This is a genomic window from Streptomyces sp. B6B3 (assembly GCF_039871525.1).
In the GTDB taxonomy this organism is placed as follows: Bacteria; Actinomycetota; Actinomycetes; order Streptomycetales; family Streptomycetaceae; genus Streptomyces.
The window spans coordinates 176270-191159 of the sequence record NZ_JBDPLU010000013.1; the positions used below are offsets into that span (position 1 = coordinate 176270).

The 14890-nt window shown below is 72.8% G+C and carries 19 protein-coding genes; 7 read left to right on the top strand and 12 right to left on the bottom strand.

Annotated elements, in window-relative coordinates; genetic code table 11:
- Window positions 1-56: 56 nt before the first annotated feature.
- The 3 genes from ABGB06_RS25280 to dut all read right to left on the bottom strand — a co-directional run bounded on the left by ABGB06_RS25280 (window position 57) and on the right by dut (window position 1773).
- Window positions 57-365, bottom strand: coding sequence for a DUF6343 family protein (locus ABGB06_RS25280; protein ID WP_347593242.1), 309 nt, complete (start codon window positions 363-365; stop codon window positions 57-59).
- A gap of 84 nt (window positions 366-449) precedes the next feature.
- Entirely contained in the window at window positions 450-1214 is a 765-nt protein-coding gene (locus ABGB06_RS25285; protein WP_347593244.1) for a DUF3710 domain-containing protein, read from the bottom strand.
- 1 nt (window position 1215) lies between these two features.
- The gene (dut, locus tag ABGB06_RS25290) at window positions 1216-1773 is read right to left on the bottom strand and encodes a dUTP diphosphatase (protein ID WP_347593383.1); all 558 of its coding nucleotides are present in this window, start codon (window positions 1771-1773) and stop codon (window positions 1216-1218) included.
- A gap of 85 nt (window positions 1774-1858) precedes the next feature.
- Between dut and ABGB06_RS25295 the strand changes: the two genes are divergently transcribed.
- Window positions 1859-2344, top strand: coding sequence for a DUF3093 domain-containing protein (locus tag ABGB06_RS25295; RefSeq protein WP_347593246.1), 486 nt, complete (start codon window positions 1859-1861; stop codon window positions 2342-2344).
- Between the two features lie 20 nt (window positions 2345-2364).
- Here ABGB06_RS25295 and ABGB06_RS25300 read toward each other — a convergent pair whose 3' ends face one another.
- From ABGB06_RS25300 to ABGB06_RS25310, 3 genes are all read right to left on the bottom strand, one after another.
- Window positions 2365-2664 (bottom strand): DUF4193 domain-containing protein, encoded by a 300-nt coding sequence (locus ABGB06_RS25300; protein WP_049571160.1) that lies wholly within the window; start codon window positions 2662-2664, stop codon window positions 2365-2367.
- Window positions 2665-2980: 316 nt separating this feature from the next.
- On the bottom strand, window positions 2981-4192 hold the full coding sequence (locus ABGB06_RS25305) for a HAMP domain-containing sensor histidine kinase (RefSeq protein WP_347593248.1): 1212 nt from the start codon (window positions 4190-4192) through the stop codon (window positions 2981-2983).
- A gap of 115 nt (window positions 4193-4307) precedes the next feature.
- Window positions 4308-4961, bottom strand: coding sequence for a response regulator transcription factor (locus ABGB06_RS25310; protein WP_347593250.1), 654 nt, complete (start codon window positions 4959-4961; stop codon window positions 4308-4310).
- 325 nt (window positions 4962-5286) lie between these two features.
- On the opposite strand from ABGB06_RS25310, the gene ABGB06_RS25315 reads away from it, so the two are divergent.
- On the top strand, window positions 5287-5469 hold the full coding sequence (locus ABGB06_RS25315; RefSeq protein WP_347593252.1) for a hypothetical protein: 183 nt from the start codon (window positions 5287-5289) through the stop codon (window positions 5467-5469).
- An 81-nt stretch (window positions 5470-5550) separates the two neighbouring features.
- On the opposite strand, the gene ABGB06_RS25320 is transcribed toward ABGB06_RS25315, so the two are convergent.
- The gene (locus ABGB06_RS25320) at window positions 5551-6378 is read right to left on the bottom strand and encodes an inositol monophosphatase family protein (protein ID WP_347593254.1); all 828 of its coding nucleotides are present in this window, start codon (window positions 6376-6378) and stop codon (window positions 5551-5553) included.
- A 74-nt stretch (window positions 6379-6452) separates the two neighbouring features.
- Window positions 6453-7580, bottom strand: a complete 1128-nt coding sequence (locus ABGB06_RS25325) for a ferrochelatase (protein ID WP_347593256.1) — start codon at window positions 7578-7580, stop codon at window positions 6453-6455.
- 487 nt (window positions 7581-8067) lie between these two features.
- On the opposite strand from ABGB06_RS25325, the gene sepH reads away from it, so the two are divergent.
- The gene (gene sepH / locus ABGB06_RS25330; RefSeq protein ID WP_347593258.1) at window positions 8068-9144 is read left to right on the top strand and encodes a septation protein SepH; all 1077 of its coding nucleotides are present in this window, start codon (window positions 8068-8070) and stop codon (window positions 9142-9144) included.
- A gap of 61 nt (window positions 9145-9205) precedes the next feature.
- On the opposite strand, the gene ABGB06_RS25335 is transcribed toward sepH, so the two are convergent.
- Complete coding sequence (locus ABGB06_RS25335; protein WP_347593260.1) at window positions 9206-10036, bottom strand: sulfurtransferase; 831 nt, start codon at window positions 10034-10036, stop codon at window positions 9206-9208.
- Between the two features lie 67 nt (window positions 10037-10103).
- Between ABGB06_RS25335 and ABGB06_RS25340 the strand changes: the two genes are divergently transcribed.
- Window positions 10104-10880 carry a VOC family protein gene (locus ABGB06_RS25340; RefSeq protein ID WP_347593262.1) on the top strand — a complete coding sequence of 259 codons (777 nt, stop codon included), beginning with the start codon at window positions 10104-10106 and terminating at the stop codon, window positions 10878-10880.
- A gap of 8 nt (window positions 10881-10888) precedes the next feature.
- Here ABGB06_RS25340 and ABGB06_RS25345 read toward each other — a convergent pair whose 3' ends face one another.
- Window positions 10889-11257 (bottom strand): DUF488 family protein, encoded by a 369-nt coding sequence (locus ABGB06_RS25345; protein ID WP_347593264.1) that lies wholly within the window; start codon window positions 11255-11257, stop codon window positions 10889-10891.
- A gap of 321 nt (window positions 11258-11578) precedes the next feature.
- Here ABGB06_RS25345 and ABGB06_RS25350 point away from each other — a divergent pair, with 321 nt between their 5' ends.
- A complete protein-coding gene (locus ABGB06_RS25350) occupies window positions 11579-12313 on the top strand; it encodes a uracil-DNA glycosylase (protein ID WP_347593386.1) in 735 nt (244 codons plus the stop codon).
- A 152-nt stretch (window positions 12314-12465) separates the two neighbouring features.
- Here the strand turns inward: ABGB06_RS25350 and ABGB06_RS25355 are convergent, their stop codons facing one another.
- On the bottom strand, window positions 12466-12783 hold the full coding sequence (locus ABGB06_RS25355; RefSeq protein WP_347593266.1) for a MerR family transcriptional regulator: 318 nt from the start codon (window positions 12781-12783) through the stop codon (window positions 12466-12468).
- 663 nt (window positions 12784-13446) lie between these two features.
- Here ABGB06_RS25355 and ABGB06_RS25360 point away from each other — a divergent pair.
- Window positions 13447-13869, top strand: a complete 423-nt coding sequence (locus tag ABGB06_RS25360) for an ATP-binding protein (protein WP_347593268.1) — start codon at window positions 13447-13449, stop codon at window positions 13867-13869.
- A gap of 77 nt (window positions 13870-13946) precedes the next feature.
- Window positions 13947-14123 (top strand): type II toxin-antitoxin system Phd/YefM family antitoxin, encoded by a 177-nt coding sequence (locus ABGB06_RS25365; RefSeq protein ID WP_347593270.1) that lies wholly within the window; start codon window positions 13947-13949, stop codon window positions 14121-14123.
- A 62-nt stretch (window positions 14124-14185) separates the two neighbouring features.
- Here ABGB06_RS25365 and ABGB06_RS25370 read toward each other — a convergent pair whose 3' ends face one another.
- Window positions 14186-14884 (bottom strand): thymidine kinase, encoded by a 699-nt coding sequence (locus tag ABGB06_RS25370; protein WP_347593272.1) that lies wholly within the window; start codon window positions 14882-14884, stop codon window positions 14186-14188.
- Window positions 14885-14890: the final 6 nt, after the last annotated feature.

Sequence of the window (14890 nt, forward strand, 5' to 3'; positions counted from 1 at the left end):
CACCTGAATCCTCGCCGGTCGGCGCCCCACGGGCCCGGCCGCGGCTGACCGGCCGGTCAGCCGCGGGGTCCACGCTCCTCGGGCCGCTCCGCGCGGCGCAGGCGGCGGGTGACGACGACCAGGTCGACGCACGCGATCACCGCGCAGGCCGCGCAGATCAGCGCGGCCGCCCCGATGGCGCCCCGGCTGGTGAGCATGCCCCCGGACTCGGCGCCGGCCCACCAGATCCCGAGCAGCACCGCGCCCAGCACGAAGAGCGGGGCGAAGACGAGGGACAGCAGCCGGCGCAGCCGCAGGTCGCTGTAGGCGGTGATCGGCTCCGAGCCGGTGCGCCGGAGCCATCCCCCGCGGCGTTTCACGTCCATGGCGGCCTCCTGGTCAGGCCGCTCAGGTACCCGTCGGGGCGCCCGTCACACCCCGCCGCGGGGGCGGGGTGTCGAGTCGACGCGTCAGCGCACCTCGGAGATCTCGGGCCCGCGCCGGAGCTTGTCCAGACCACCTGCGAAGCGCGAGGTGGGGGCGGTGCTGTCGGCCGGGGCCTGCTCCTTCTTGACCCCGTCGGGCACCATCTGGGCATCCTCGGGCAGCTTGAGCACGATGGGGTCCCGGGGGGCCATCGGTCCCTCGCCCCTGACCACCACGGTGTCCCGGAAGATCTGCTCCAGCAGCCCGGCGGCCTGCGGCTGCACGGCGCCCTGGCCGGAGATCACGCCGCGCAGGAACCAGCGCGGGCCGTCCGTGCCGACGAAGCGCACCACCTGCGTGCCACGCTTGCCGTCGGGCAGCTGCACCGGGACCTGCGCGCGCAGCTCCCAGCCCAGCGAGCCCTCCTTCTCGTCGATCACGCCGCCCTGCCCGGTGATGCCGTCGGCGATCTCCTCGCGCACCTCTGCCCAGATGCCCTCGCGCTTCGGCGCCGCGAAGGCCTGCAGCTGGATGGCGCTGTCCTTGAGCACGACGGTCGCGGCCACGATGGAGTCGCCGGCCACCTCGACCCGGAGCTCCATGCCGGGGACGCCGGGAACGAACAGGCCGCCCAAGTCCACCCGGCCGTCGCCCGGCTTGCTGACCTCGCTCAGGTCCCACGGGCCGTCGGGGCGCGGTGCCGGCTCGAGCTTCACCCGGCGCACCTCGGCCTCGTCCGGGGTCTCGTCGGCGGTGGGCTCGACCGCGTCCCCCGGCTCCTCTTTCCGCTTGCGACGACGTCCGAACACGTCACAGTCCTTTCCGGTCGGCGATCCGGTCAGCACTCGCGCCGGAACCGACCGCAGCATAGGGGTTGTGCCCGCCGGCGTGGCCGCCCGTGGAGCCGAAACCCCCCGTGGCCCGCACCGAGTCAGGCAGCTCCGCGACCTCGTGAAAGCGCACCGTCTCCACCCGCTGCACCACGAGCTGGGCGATCCGGTCGAGCGGCTCGAACCGGACGCTCCGTCGCGGATCGAGATTGATCACGATCACCTTGATCTCTCCACGGTACCCGGCGTCGATCGTGCCCGGGGCGTTCACCATCGACACCCCGCACCGGGCGGCCAGCCCGGAACGCGGATGGACGAACGCCGCGTACCCCTCGGGCAGGGCGATGGAAACGCCGGTGGGCAGCACGGCGCGTTCGCCGGGATCCAGCTCGACGGCCTCGGTGGTGACCAGGTCGACCCCCGCGTCGCCCGGGTGCGCGCGGGACGGCACGGGAACCGCGGGATCGGTCCGCCGAATCATGACGTCCAGGGGAGCTCTGGTCGCCGGCTCGCCCGCGGGCGTCGGGTCGGAAGTCACCTCGAACGAGGTCCGTTCGGCACTCACGATGCAGACCCTACCGTCGCCGGGGGTGGCCCGGGACGAGCCTGCCATGCTTGAGGCCATGAATGGCCCTGTGAGCCCCGCGCACGGCCCTGCCGGGGCCTACGACGAACGCCTGACCGTTCCCCGCTCCTGGTGGCTGCTGGCCATGCTGGGCGTGCTTCTACTGGGAATCGCCCTGGTGCCGCTGGGCCCCGTGCCGCTGCTGGTCGGACTGGCGGCCGGCGGGGCCCTGTGCGGGATGGCGCTGAGCGCGTACGGATCCGCGCGGATCCGGGTCGCCGCCGGCTCACTGATCGCCGGCGAGGCCCGGGTCCCGCTCAGCGCCCTGGGTGAGGCCCGGGCGCTCGACGTCGACGAGGCGCGCGCCTGGCGCGCTCACCGTGCGGATGCCCGGGCTCACATGCTGCTGCGGGCCTACATCCCGACGGCCGTGCGGGTCGAGGTGGCCGACCCCGGGGACCCGACGCCGTACCTGTATCTCTCGACCCGGCAGCCGGAGCGGCTTGCCGCGGCGCTCGCCGCGGCCCGCCCGGACACGGCCTGACGCCCGGTCCGGGCGGCACCTCACGCCGCGCAGTCGCGGCAGATCGGTTGGCCGTCCTTCTCCGAGGCCAGCTGCGACCGGTGGTGCACCAGGAAGCAGCTCATGCAGGTGAACTCGTCGGCCTGGCGCGGCAGCACCCGGACGGACAGCTCCTCGTTGGAGAGGTCCGCGCCGGGCAGCTCGAGGCCCTCCGCCTGCTCGAACTCGTCCACGTCGACCGTGGACGCCGACTTGTCGTTGCGCCGGGCCTTGAGCTCCTCGATGCTGTCCTCGTTGACATCATCGTCGGTCTTGCGTGGAGTGTCGTAATCCGTTGCCATTCTGCTCTCCCCCTCCGGGTGTCTGTGGTGTCTCCAGCGCACGTAACGCGCGGGGGGTCGGACTTTGTGCCCGACCCGAGGCGGAGATTTTGCCTCACATCAAGTGGTGTTACTCAATCGACACCCAACCGAACGCCTGAAGAGGTGATCATTCCGGCTGCCGATCAGCCCGCGGCCGCGCAGAAGGGCCGGTCACAGGCGCGTGTCGCCAGCCGTGCGGGCGACAAATATGTGATTGATCACACTCTGCATTCCCTCGGAAGGCGTCCGAATACCGAGACGCGGGACGGACACCCGAGGGTTCAGTCGGGAGCGATCAGATCGGAATCGTCACCCTCATGACCAGCCCTCCACTCTCTCGGGGTTCCGCGGTCACGTGTCCACCATGGGCGCGCGCCACCGAACGAACGATGGAAAGTCCGAGCCCGACGCCCTTGTCGCTGCGGGTGCGCTCGTTGCGCAGCCGCCGGAACGGCTCGAACATACTGTCGATCTCGTAGGCGGGAACCACCGGACCTGTGTTCTCCACCAGGAGGACGGCGTGGCCCGGCCGGGACTCGACGTCCACCCGCACCCAACCGTCCTCCGGAACGTTGTACCTTACGGCGTTCTGCACCAGGTTCAGCGCGATCCGCTCCAGCAGCACGCCATTGCCCTGGACGACCACCGGGGGGCGCTCGCCGCGCAGCTCCACGCCCTGCCGCTGCGCCTCGCCGCGCACCTGCTCGACGGCCTGCCCGGCCACCTCGGCCAGGTCCACCGGCTTGCGGTCCACCAGCTCGTTGTCGCTGCGGGCGAGCAGCAGCAGTCCCTCGACCAGCTGCTCGCTGCGCTCGTTGGTGGCCAGCAGGGTGTTGCCCAGCTGCGTCACCTCGATCGAAGCCTGCGGATCGGACAGCTGGACCTCCAGCAGCGTGCGGTTGATCGCCAGCGGCGTGCGCAGCTCGTGCGAGGCGTTGGCCACGAAGCGCTGCTGCGCGGTGAAGGCGCGGTCCAGCCGGTCCAGCATCTCGTCGAAGGTGTCGGCCAGCTCCTTGAACTCGTCGTCCGGGCCGTCCAGCTCGATCCTGCGGTGCAGGTCGGAGCCGGCCACCCGGCGGGCGGTGCGGGTGATCCGGCCGAGCGGCGAGAGCACCCGACCGGCCATCAGCCACCCGAACGCGAAGGCGGCCACGGCCAGGCCGAGCAGCGCCAGCAGCGAGCGACTCAGCAGTTCGTCCAGCGCGATCGCCCGCTGCCTCTCCGTGCAGTCCTCGAACCACGCCGTGAACTCCGGCCCCTCGACGTTGCCCGTCAGGCGTCCGCAGACCTCCGACACGGTCTCCACCTGGACCGGGATGGGGCTGCTGATCCGGAAGGGCACCTGCAGGCCCCTGGTCAGGCTCTCCGCCGCCAGCAGGTAGATGATCGTCAGCAGCACGATGCCGGCGATCAGGAACATCACGCCGTAGAGCAGGGTGAGCTGGATCCGGATGGTGGGTCGCAGCCAGCTGCGCGGCTGCTCGTCCCGGGGATCCCACTCGGGCATCGGCGGTGGGGTCGCCACACTCCGGTACGTCGGCTGCCTGGCCGGATGGGGCGGCGCCGGGGGCCGGGGAGGGGTGGGGTTCGCCATGATCTAGGTCCGCTTCCCAGGAGTCACGTCAGATCCGGTAGCCCGCGCCGGGCACGGTGGTGATGACGGGAGGGTCACCCAGCTTGCGGCGGAGCGTCATCACGGTGACCCTCACGACGTTCGTGAACGGGTCGGTGTTCTCGTCCCACGCCTTCTCCAGCAGCTGCTCGGCCGAGACGACCGAGCCCGCGCTCCGCATCAGCACCTCGAGGACGGCGAACTCCTTGGGCGCGAGGTGGACCTGCCGGCCCTCGCGGTAGACCTCGCGGCGGTTCGGGTCGAGCCGGATGCCCGACTGCTCCAGCACCGGCGGCAGCGGGGCGGTGGTGCGCCGGCCCAGGGCCCGCACCCGGGCCACCAGCTCGGTGAAGGCGAACGGCTTCGGCAGGTAGTCGTCCGCGCCGAGCTCCAGGCCCTCCACCCGGTCGCTGATGTCGCCCGAGGCGGTCAGCATCAGCACCCGGGTGGCCCGGCCGAGCGCGACGATGTGCCGGCACACGTCGTCGCCGTGCACCACCGGCAGGTCGCGGTCGAGGACGACCACGTCGTAGTCGTTCAGGTCGACGCGTTCGGTGGCCGCCGCCCCGTCGTACACGACGTCGACCGCCATGGCCTCGCGACGCAGCCCGGTGGCCACGGCGTCCGCGAGCAGTTGCTCGTCCTCGACGACGAGTACGCGCACGTCCGGTTCCTTCTCTCGTGTGAAGTGTGAGGTGTTGGTGCAGGTGGTGGGACGCCGACCTGGTCGGGCGACTGGCGCCGCCCCCCAATCCTGCCTGGTGGACAGGTAAGCCGCAGGTAAAACGGCCTCGGACCGGGTCCGACACTTTTCTGTGACACGGAGGTTTCCGGGACTCGTGCGACGGGGAGGAACCACTTCACACCCCGCGATCACCCCTTGTAGGCGGTAAGCCACGAGACGCTGCCGACCAGCTCAGGGGACTGCCGTGGTCGCACCCACCCTCGGCACCCCCCAGTGCCGCCGACAGAAGACGAGGGGGCGCACCTTGGACGCGTTCACCGCTGGAATCCTGCAGCGCATCCAGAACACCGAGTCCGATCTGCACCGCGCTCGTGAAGCCGGCGACGTGTTCACCATGGACGTGGAGCAGGCCGAGCTGGACGACCTGCGCCGGCTGGCCACGGAACATGGCGTTGAGCTCAGCACCGCGAGCGTCCAGACCGTCTGACCCTGACCGCATCGACTGCCGCTCCCGGACGCTCCGGGGGCGGCAGCGCCATTTTCGCGGCCGGGCACCGCGGCGCCGGCGTCAGTCGTGCCAGGCGCCGAGCTCGTCGAGCAGCGGTTGCAGCGCGGCGAAGACGCCGGGGCTCGCTACCACGGCCAGTTCCGGGTCGGGCCGCCGGCCGGGCCGGCCGCCGGTCTCCGCGCCGGCCTCGCGGGCGATCAGCTCCCCCGCGGAGAAGTCCCAGGGGGCCAGGCCCCGCTCGTAGAAGCCGTCCAGACGGCCGCCCGCCACGTCGCAGAGGTCGATGGCCGCCGATCCGGAGCGGCGGATGTCCCGCACCCGGGGAATCAGCCGCTGCGCCACGGCGGCCTGGGCGGTGCGCACGGACGCCACGTAGTTGAAGCCGGTGCCGATCAGGGCCTGGTCCAGCGTCGGCGCGGGACGGCAGCGCATCGGCTCGGGCCGCGCGCCGTCGGCCTGCCGGAACGCTCCCCCGCCGCGCACCGCGCGGTAGGTCTCGCCGCGCATCGGCGCCGCCACCACCCCGGCGACCACCTCGCCGTCCCGCTCCGCGGCGATCGACACCGCCCACTGCGGCAGCCCGTACAGGTAGTTGACCGTGCCGTCGAGCGGGTCCACGATCCAGCGCACGCCGCTGCTGCCGCTCACCGACGCGCCCTCCTCGCCGAGCACGCCGTCGTCCGGGCGGCGTTCGGTGAGGAAGCCGACGATCAGCTTCTCGGCCGCGAGGTCCATCTCCGTGACCACGTCGATGGGGCTCGACTTGGTGGCCGCGACGCCGAGATCGGCCGGGCGGCCGTCGCGCAGCAGCCTCCCGGCCCGGTCGGCGGCCTGCAGGGCGAGGTCGAGCAGCTGCTCGGGCGACGACTCGGCGGTGGTCTCGGACACGGTGCGGCACTCCTCGGAACGGTGTGGCGGGGTGGAAGGGCGGGACTGCGGGACGGCGGGACGGCGGGTCCGGATCAGCGGAACGGGCTGTCGGCGCCCGCGGCCGCGGGCCGCGCGATGCGGGCCGGGCAGCAGCCGACCGGGCAGACGTCGTGGCTCGGGCCGAGGGAGCCCAGGGCTGGGCGGTCCGGCGCGGCGCCGCGCTCGGTGGCGGCGCGCTCCACCACCAGCTCGCGCAGGCCCGCGACGAAACCGGGGGCCGCACCGACCGTGGCCGCCCTGACGGCGGGCAGGCCCAGCTCGCCGGCCGTGGTCAGGGCCTCGGTGTCGAGGTCGAAGCGGACCTCCATGTGGTCCGAGACGAAGCCGATGGGCACCATCACCACCGCCGGGGCCCCGGCGGCGTGCAGCTCCCGCAGATGGTCGCCGATGTCCGGCTCCAGCCACGGGACCTGCGGCGGGCCGCTGCGGGACTGGTACACGAGCTTCCAGGGGCGCGCCACGCCGGTCGCGTCGCGCACCGCGTCGGCCAGGTACTCCGCGACGTCCAGATGCTGCCGCACGTACCCGCCGCCGGCGCCGTGGCCCTCCGGCGGCCCCGAGGTGTCGGCCGCCGTGACGGGGATGGAGTGCGTGGTGAACGCCAGGTGCGCGCCGTCGCGCACCTCCTCGGGCAGCTCGGCCAGCGCCGCCAGCACGCCGGAGGCCATCGGCTCCAGGAACCCCGGGTGGTTGAAGTACAGCCGCAGCTTGTCGACGCGCGGCACCGGGCGCCCCTCCCGCTCCAGCTCGGCGAGCGCGCCGGCCAGGTCCTCGCGGTACTGCCGGCAGCCCGAGTACGAGGCGTAGGCGCTGGTGGCCAGCGTGAGGACGCGGCGGTGGCCGTCGTCGACCAGTTCCCGCAGCGTGTCGACCAGATAGGGCGCCCAGTTGCGGTTGCCCCAGTACACCGGCAGTTCGACGCCCTCCCTGGCGAGGTCGTCGCGCAGCGCGGCGAGCAGTTCGCGGTTCTGGGCATTGATCGGGCTGACCCCGCCGAAGAGGTGGTAGTGCGCGCCGACCTCGGCCAGTCGTTCGCGCGGGATGCCACGCCCACGGGTGACGTTCTCCAGGAACGGAAGCACGTCGTCCGGGCCCTCGGGGCCGCCGAAGGAGAGCAGGAGCAGGGCGTCGTACGGGCGGGCGTCGGTGGCGCGGTCCATGCCTCCAGATCCTGCCATCCGGCGTTCCGGATCCCGCGGCTGGCCGGTGCGTACCGCCGGCTATGCGGCTAGACGAATTCTTTACCCGACTTTCCGCCGTTTGCCGGTTTTCGCGCACTCCTCGCACGGCGCGCACACAAGCGACATATACCGGGGGGTGATTGCCCGATTTCTTCTCCTACGTGACCATTGCCGCACCGTCGGCGTTCGCGATCGCCCGGTCAACTCCCTTGTCCGGCGAGAACTTCCACCGGGTCGCACCCCACCCCGCGAGGGCCCGATGCAGTAGTGTGACGAGTCCTGGCCTTGTCCCCCGTCCGGCCCGCGTGGCTCGCCAAGCCACGCTCCGGTCACCGCGCGTGGCAAAGTGGTGACTGTGCCACAGCGGTGGTTCAAGTCCATGGCCCGACACGCCGGGCAAGTCGGCAAGGTTGTGGCAGGCTGCACCCGGGCAGGTCACACTCGTCTAGCAGGAGCAGCGACGTAGGTGACGTCGGCAGGCACCATCCGGGAGGTCCTCGTGCCCGAACTGCGTGTCGTGGCCGTGAGCAATGACGGCACACGCCTGGTGCTCAAGGCTGCCGACAACACGGAGTACACCCTTCCGATCGACGAGCGGCTGCGCGCGGCCGTGCGCAACGACCGGGCGCGGCTCGGCCAGATCGAGATCGAGGTGGAGAACCACCTCCGCCCGCGCGACATCCAGGCGCGGATACGGGCCGGTGCGTCCGCCGAGGAGGTGGCGCAGTTCGCCGGGATCCCGGTCGACCGGGTGCGGCGCTTCGAGGGCCCCGTGCTGGCCGAGCGCGCCTTCATGGCCGAGCGGGCCCGCAAGACGCCCATCCGGCGCCCCGGCGAGTCGGCGGGCCCGCAGCTCGGCGACGCCGTGGCCGACCGGCTGATGCTGCGCGGCGCCGACAAGGACGCCGTGCGCTGGGACTCGTGGCGGCGCGACGACGGCACCTGGGAGGTGCTGCTGGTCTACCGGGTGGCCGGCGAGACGCACTCGGCGAGTTGGACGTACGACCCGCCGCGGCGGCTGGTGCAGGCCGTGGACGACGAGGCGCGGGCGCTGCTCGGCGAGACCGACGACACGCCCGAGCCGAGCACGCCCTTCGTGCCGCGCATCGCCCGGCTGCCCCGTGAGGGCGACCGTCCCGAACCGGGGCGCGCCGGCCGCCAGGACCGGGACAGCGAGGCGGACTCGCTGACCAGCCTGCTGGAGGCGGTGCCGAGCTTCCGTGGCGACCTGGTGGTGCCGGACCAGCCGGCGACGCCCGCGGCGTCGTCCGGCGCTGGCGCGACCGCCGGGCCGGCGGCGGAGCCGGACGAGGCGGAGGCCGAGCGGGGCGGCGACGCGCCGGACCAGCGTTCGGCCGCGGCCGGCGCCGGCGCGACCTACGCCGACGTGCTGATGCCGCGGTCGGTGGGCGGGCACCGCGAGCGGCTGACCGGCAACACGGACCGCCAGGCCGAGGCCGACGGGGTCCGTCCCGGCCGGCGCGCGGCGGTGCCGAGCTGGGACGAGATCGTCTTCGGCACCCGGCGCAAGAAGAAGGACTGAGGGCGACGCCCTCGGGAGGCACCGCGCCCGGCGCGGTGCCTCCCGCCGTTTCCCGGGGCCGTCAGCCGCGCTCGGGCCCGGTGGCGACCGGGCGCTCCGGATCCGCCGTCCACTCGCTCCAGGAGCCGGGGTAGAGGGCGGCGTCGACCCCGGTGGCGGCGAGCGCGAGCACCGTGTGCGCGGCGGAGACGCCGGAGCCGCAGTACACCCCGACCTCCACCCCCGGCCGCACGCCGAGCCCCGCGAACCGGGCCGCCAGGTCGTCGGCCGGGCGCAGCCGCCCGTCCGCCTCGACGTTCTCGGTGGTCGGCGCCGAGACCGCGCCGGGGATGTGCCCGGCGACCGGGTCGATCGGCTCCACCTCGCCGCGGTACCGCTCGCCGGCCCTGACGTCCAGCAGCAGCCCGCGCCGGGCCAGCGCCGCAGCGGCGTCGGCGTCCAGCACCGGCAACGCGCCCGGCTCGGGCTCGAAGTCGCCCTCGGCCGGTTCGGGCGTCTCCCTGGTCAGCGGTCCCGTCCAGGCGGCCAGGCCGCCGTCCAACACCCGTACCCGTGGGTGTCCGGCCCAGCGCAGCAGCCACCAGGCGCGGGCCGCCGCCCAGCCCTGCCCGCCGTCGTAGGTCACCACCGGGCGGTCCCGGCGGACCCCGGCCCGGCGCATCGCCGCCCCGAAGGCGCCGAGGTCGGGCAGCGGGTGCCGCCCGGCCGGCCCGGGCGGCGCGGCCAGGTCGCGGTCCAGGTCCACGTACACCGCGCCCGGCAGATGGCCCGCGTCGAACTCCGCCCGTCCCGGCGGGCCGCCGAGCCGCCAGCGGACGTCGAGCAGCACCGGCGAGCGCTCCGGATCGGCCAGGGCGTCGGCGAGTTCGGCCGCCGTGATGTGTGGTGTCATGCGGCCATTCTTCCTCCTGGGTGCCGCTCGGGGGACACTGGGAACAGTCGGCCGTCGAGGAGTGGAGATGACCGAGGCAGCGAGTCCGCCCACGCCGGGAGCGCACCGGTGGGTGAGCCTGATGGTGCACGATCTGGCCGCCGGTCGGCGCTTCTACCAGGGGCTCTTCGGCTGGGAGTACCAGGAGGGGCCGCCCCGGCTCGGCCCGTACCTGGTCGCCACGCGCGACGGCCGGCAGGTCGCGGGGCTCGGGGAGATCGCCAGGGACGGACGGCGGGTGGTCGGCTGGCTGCCGTACGTGGCCACCGCCGACGCGGACGTCACGGCGGCCCGGATCCGCGACTGCGGGGGCACCCTCGCGGTCGGGCCGATGGAGCTGGCGGGGGTGGGGCGGCTGGCCGTGGTGGCCGACGTGTGCGGCGCGGCGTTCGGGCTCTGGCAGGGCGGCCGGGCGCGGCGCAGCCCGCTCGCGGAGTCCGTGGGACTTCCGGTGTGGAACGAGCTGATCACCGGGGACGTCTCGCTGGTCAGCAAGTTCTACACGATGGTCTTCGGCTACCAGACGACGCCCGGGCCCGGGCTGCCGGAGGATCGCGACTACCTGCTGCTGCTTCTGGACGGGCGGCGGGTCGCGGCCATCCGCGGCGTGGGCGACGCCCTGCCGTACGACCGCGGGCCGCACTGGCTGCCGTACTTCGCGACGGACGACGTGGCGGCGTCCGTCCGACGGGCGGTCGAGCTGGGCGGCCGGGTGCTGCGGGCGCCGGAGGAGTCGCCGATCGGCCGGCTGGCCTGGATCGGCGATCCGGAGGGCGCGCCGTTCGGCCTGGTGCACCGCGACTAGTACTCCGGTCAGAAAGAGGCGCTGCCGGTGAGCCAGTCCGCCAGTACGGCCGCCTGGCTGTGGTCCACGTCCTTGCTGGCGGTCAGCAGGGTGAGTCTGTCGTGGCCTGCCAGGTCACGCAGACGCGCGGCTGCCTGCTGGTGTCCGGGGTCGCGCAGTTCGGCCAGGTAGCGGCGTCGGAACTCAGGGTAGCGGCTGGGCTCGTGGCGGTACCACTTGCGGAGTTCGGTCGAGGGCGCCACATCGCGCAGCCATTCGTCCAGATGGGCGTCTTCCTTGCGCATGCCCCGCGGCCACACGCGGTCGACGAGTATCCGCTTGCCGTCGTCAGCCGAAGTCTCCTCATAGACTCTGCGGTAGGTGATCTTCCTGGCCATCATCCGCACCTTCCGGGGCAGGTCACCTGCCCTGTGAGCGGGGAGCGCCGTGCCATCCGGTGAGTTCGCGTGAGCGGTGGCCGGTGTGAGCGAGCCACCGGTCGGTGCGGCTTCGGCACCTTTTCCAGTTCATCCACTGTATGGGCGATTGGCCGGGCGGGCACGTCGTCGGCTGACGGCGGCCGTCCGGCGAGGCACGGCCAGGCACGGCGAGAGGGGCTCGTGGGTATGCGGAGCGGCCGACCCGGTAGCGGTGGGCAGGGGCCGCCCCCGTCACCCACGCCGGGGGAACGTGGCTTTCCGGCGGTGACCGCGTCGCGGATGGACGCCGTCTCCCGGCTGGACGCGGCGGTCGTCACCTGCCGGGCGTGCCCACGGCTGGTGGCCTGGCGCGAGGAGGTCGGCCGGGTCAAGCGCAGGGCGTTCCGGGACTGGGAGTACTGGGCCCGGCCGGTGTCCGGCTTCGGCCCTCCGGACGCGCCGCTGGTGATCGTCGGGCTCGCTCCGGCGGCGCACGGCGGCAACCGCACCGGACGCGTCTTCACGGGGGACCCCTCGGGTGACGTGCTCTACCCCGCTCTGCACGCGGTCGGGCTGGCTTCCCGGCCCACCGCCACACACCCCGGCGACGGGATGGAACTCTTCGGTGTGCGGATCACGGTCCCGGTGCACTGCGCACCGCCCGCCAACCGTCCCACCACCACGGAGCGCGACACCTGCCGCCCCTGGCTCGCGCGCGAGTTGCGGTTGCTGCGGCCGGACCTGCGGGCGATCATCGTGCTCGGCGGGTTCGCCTGGCAGGCGCTGCTGCCGGTGCTCCTTGCCGCCGGGTGGCAGCTGCCGCGTCCGCGGCCGGCCTTCGGGCACGGGGCCCACGTCGTGCTCGGCGACGTTCGGGGAGACCGGCGGGTGCATCTGCTGGGGTGCTACCACCCCAGTCAGCGCAACACGTCCACCGGCCGGCTGACCCCTGCCATGCTGCGTGACGTGCTGTGGCACGGCGCCGCGATCGCCGGGCTGCCGCATGGGCAGGGCCGGGGCGGGAGGGCCGGGTGATCCACCGGCCGGAGCGACGTGACACGCGGCCGGGCTCGGCGTAGCCCGCGTACAGGGCACCGTGACACACCGGGGCGCGGCCGTAGGAGCCGGTGCGGCCGGTGTCCACGGTTGGGATTCGGGAGAACGGCACTCAGGACCAGCCGCCGGCGTCAGGCGCTGGGACGCCCGCGCAGTTCTTCGTTGATGCGCTGGGCTTCGGCGAGTTGGTCTTCGAGGATGACGATGCGGCAGGCGGCTTCGACGGGGGTGCCCTGGTCGACGAGTTCGCGAGCCCGACCTGCGATGCGCAGTTGGTAACGGGAGTAGCGGCGGTGTCCGCCTTCGGAACGCAGGGGAGTGATGAGGCGGGCTTCGCCGATGGCGCGGAGGAAGGCAGCGCTGGTGCCGAGTATTTCGGCGGCACGGCCCATGGTGTAGGCGGGGTAGTCGTCGTCGTCGAGACGGTCGAGGGAGTTTCCTGTGGTCATGCACACCTCTGATCGGTCATGTACACCTCTGAACGGGGACGCGTCGAGGGGCCCTGGTGCCGTTGTGGCACCAGGGCCCCGGAGGGGTTGAAAACACCATCTGCCGGCTCAGGGTGATGCTGGCCTGCAGCTTCCGCACCGCCTGGGGGGGATGGGCGGGGAATGCGGGGATCGCGGATATGTGACCGTGTGACCACCTTCCATTCCGGGGCCTGCGGTACCCGGGCTGCTCACCGCCTGGCCCGGGCGATCCTGATGGCGTCTGCCTCCTCCTCATCCTGCTGATCGTTTACCTTCTACCGCGCGTACTGCTCGTGGCTCCTGAAGAGCCACCCGGCCCGGCAGCCAGCGAGGGGACCCCACAAACCTTCCGGCCCCGCCACTCCACTGCCGTGCCACTCCTGCTGGTCCTTCATGCGGGCAGTTCGTCTCTGCCACGCCTTCTCGATCTCCTGGCTACGAGGAAGACGTTAACCCACCCCCGCGCGAATGTCTACTCCGGCCGTGACAGATTTTCTGCGAGGGTGGACAGCGGGCTTCTGTCGTCTCTGACGTCCGAAAGCTGTACCTGCGCACACCTTCCGAGAGTGTGAAGGACGCTGGGAGGGGCACACTGACTGGCACGGCGAAGCGGCACGACCGACGACAGGTGGGGTGCACGCCATGAACAGGACGAAGGTCACCGGAAGCGCCAGCGGCCCGGCCACCGCCCGAACGGTGATGCGGGGTGACAGCCCGAAGAGCGTGCTTCACGCCCGCCGGGCCGCCCGCGCCTTCACCAACCGCCTCACCCCGGCCCTCGACCCCGCCACAGCGGACACCCTGGTCCTGGTGGTCTCCGAACTCGTCACCAACGCGCTGCGCCACGGCGGCGGCCGCTACACACTCGGCCTCACCGCCGACCCGCACGCGATCACCGTCTCGGTCAGCGACCCCAGCCCCACTCCACCACAGGCACGCACACCCGACCTCACCAGCGGCACCGGCGGCCTGGGCTGGCCCATGGTCCGCCACCTCACCAGTCACCTGACCACCGTGCCCGGCCCCGGCCCCGGCAAGACCATCCGCGCCCGACTCCCCCGATAGCAGAGTCGGCTTCGCACCGCCGAAGGGCGTCGCCTCGAACAACCGATCGATGTGCACACTTGTGTGATCCAGTGAGCATGCCAGAGACCAGCTATTCGATCGTGGAAGCCCGCGCCCGGCTCGGCGCGATCGCCCCCGAGGTCAGCGCCGGCCGCGAGCCGGTAGCCATCACCGACCACGGGAACCCGATCGCCGTGCTGGTCAGTCCGGCCGATGCTCTCGAGCTTGAGGAGCTACGGGCTCTGGCCGCCTAGCGGCGCCGCACGAAGAGTCACCTGACCGGACCCGGCGGTTCCCGGCGGGCCGGGGACGGAGATCAGGGGCGGCTCGGCTCGCCGTTCTGCCGGGGCAGACCGGACGACGCCGCGAAACCCTCCGCGGGCAGCACGTCGGGCGACAGCGGCCCCGCCCCGGCCGCGGCGGCGGTCAACCGGCGCCGGTGGTGGCGCCGGCACAGCACCTCGTACCCGGTGTCGCCCCGGTCGCCGCCCACGTCGCCGACGACCACCTGGGCGCCCTCGACGACCATCCGGCCGCCGACGGTGCGGGCGTTGTGCGTGGCCCGGGCGCCGCACCAGCACAGCGACTCGACCTGCAACGACTCGACCCGGTCGGCGAGCTCGATCAGCCGCTGCGATCCCGGGAACAGCCGGGTGCGGAAGTCGGTGGTGATACCGAACGCGAAGACGTCGATGCCCAGGTCGTCGACGATCCGGGCCAACTGGTCCACCTGCTCGGCGGAGAGGAACTGCGCCTCGTCCGCGATCACGTAGTCCACCCGGCCGCCGGCCGTCAGGTGCCGGACCAGATGCGCGTGGAAGTCGAAGTCCTCACCCGCCTCGACGGCCTCGGTGACCAGGCCGAGTCGGGAGGAGATCCTGCCCTCCCCCGCCCGGTCGTTCCGGGTGAAGATCATGCCCGTCAGACCGCGGGCGGAGCGGTTGTGTCGGATCTGCAGGGCGAGCGTGCTCTTCCCGCAGTCCATGGTGCCGGAGAAGAAGGCGAGTTCAGCCAAGGGACC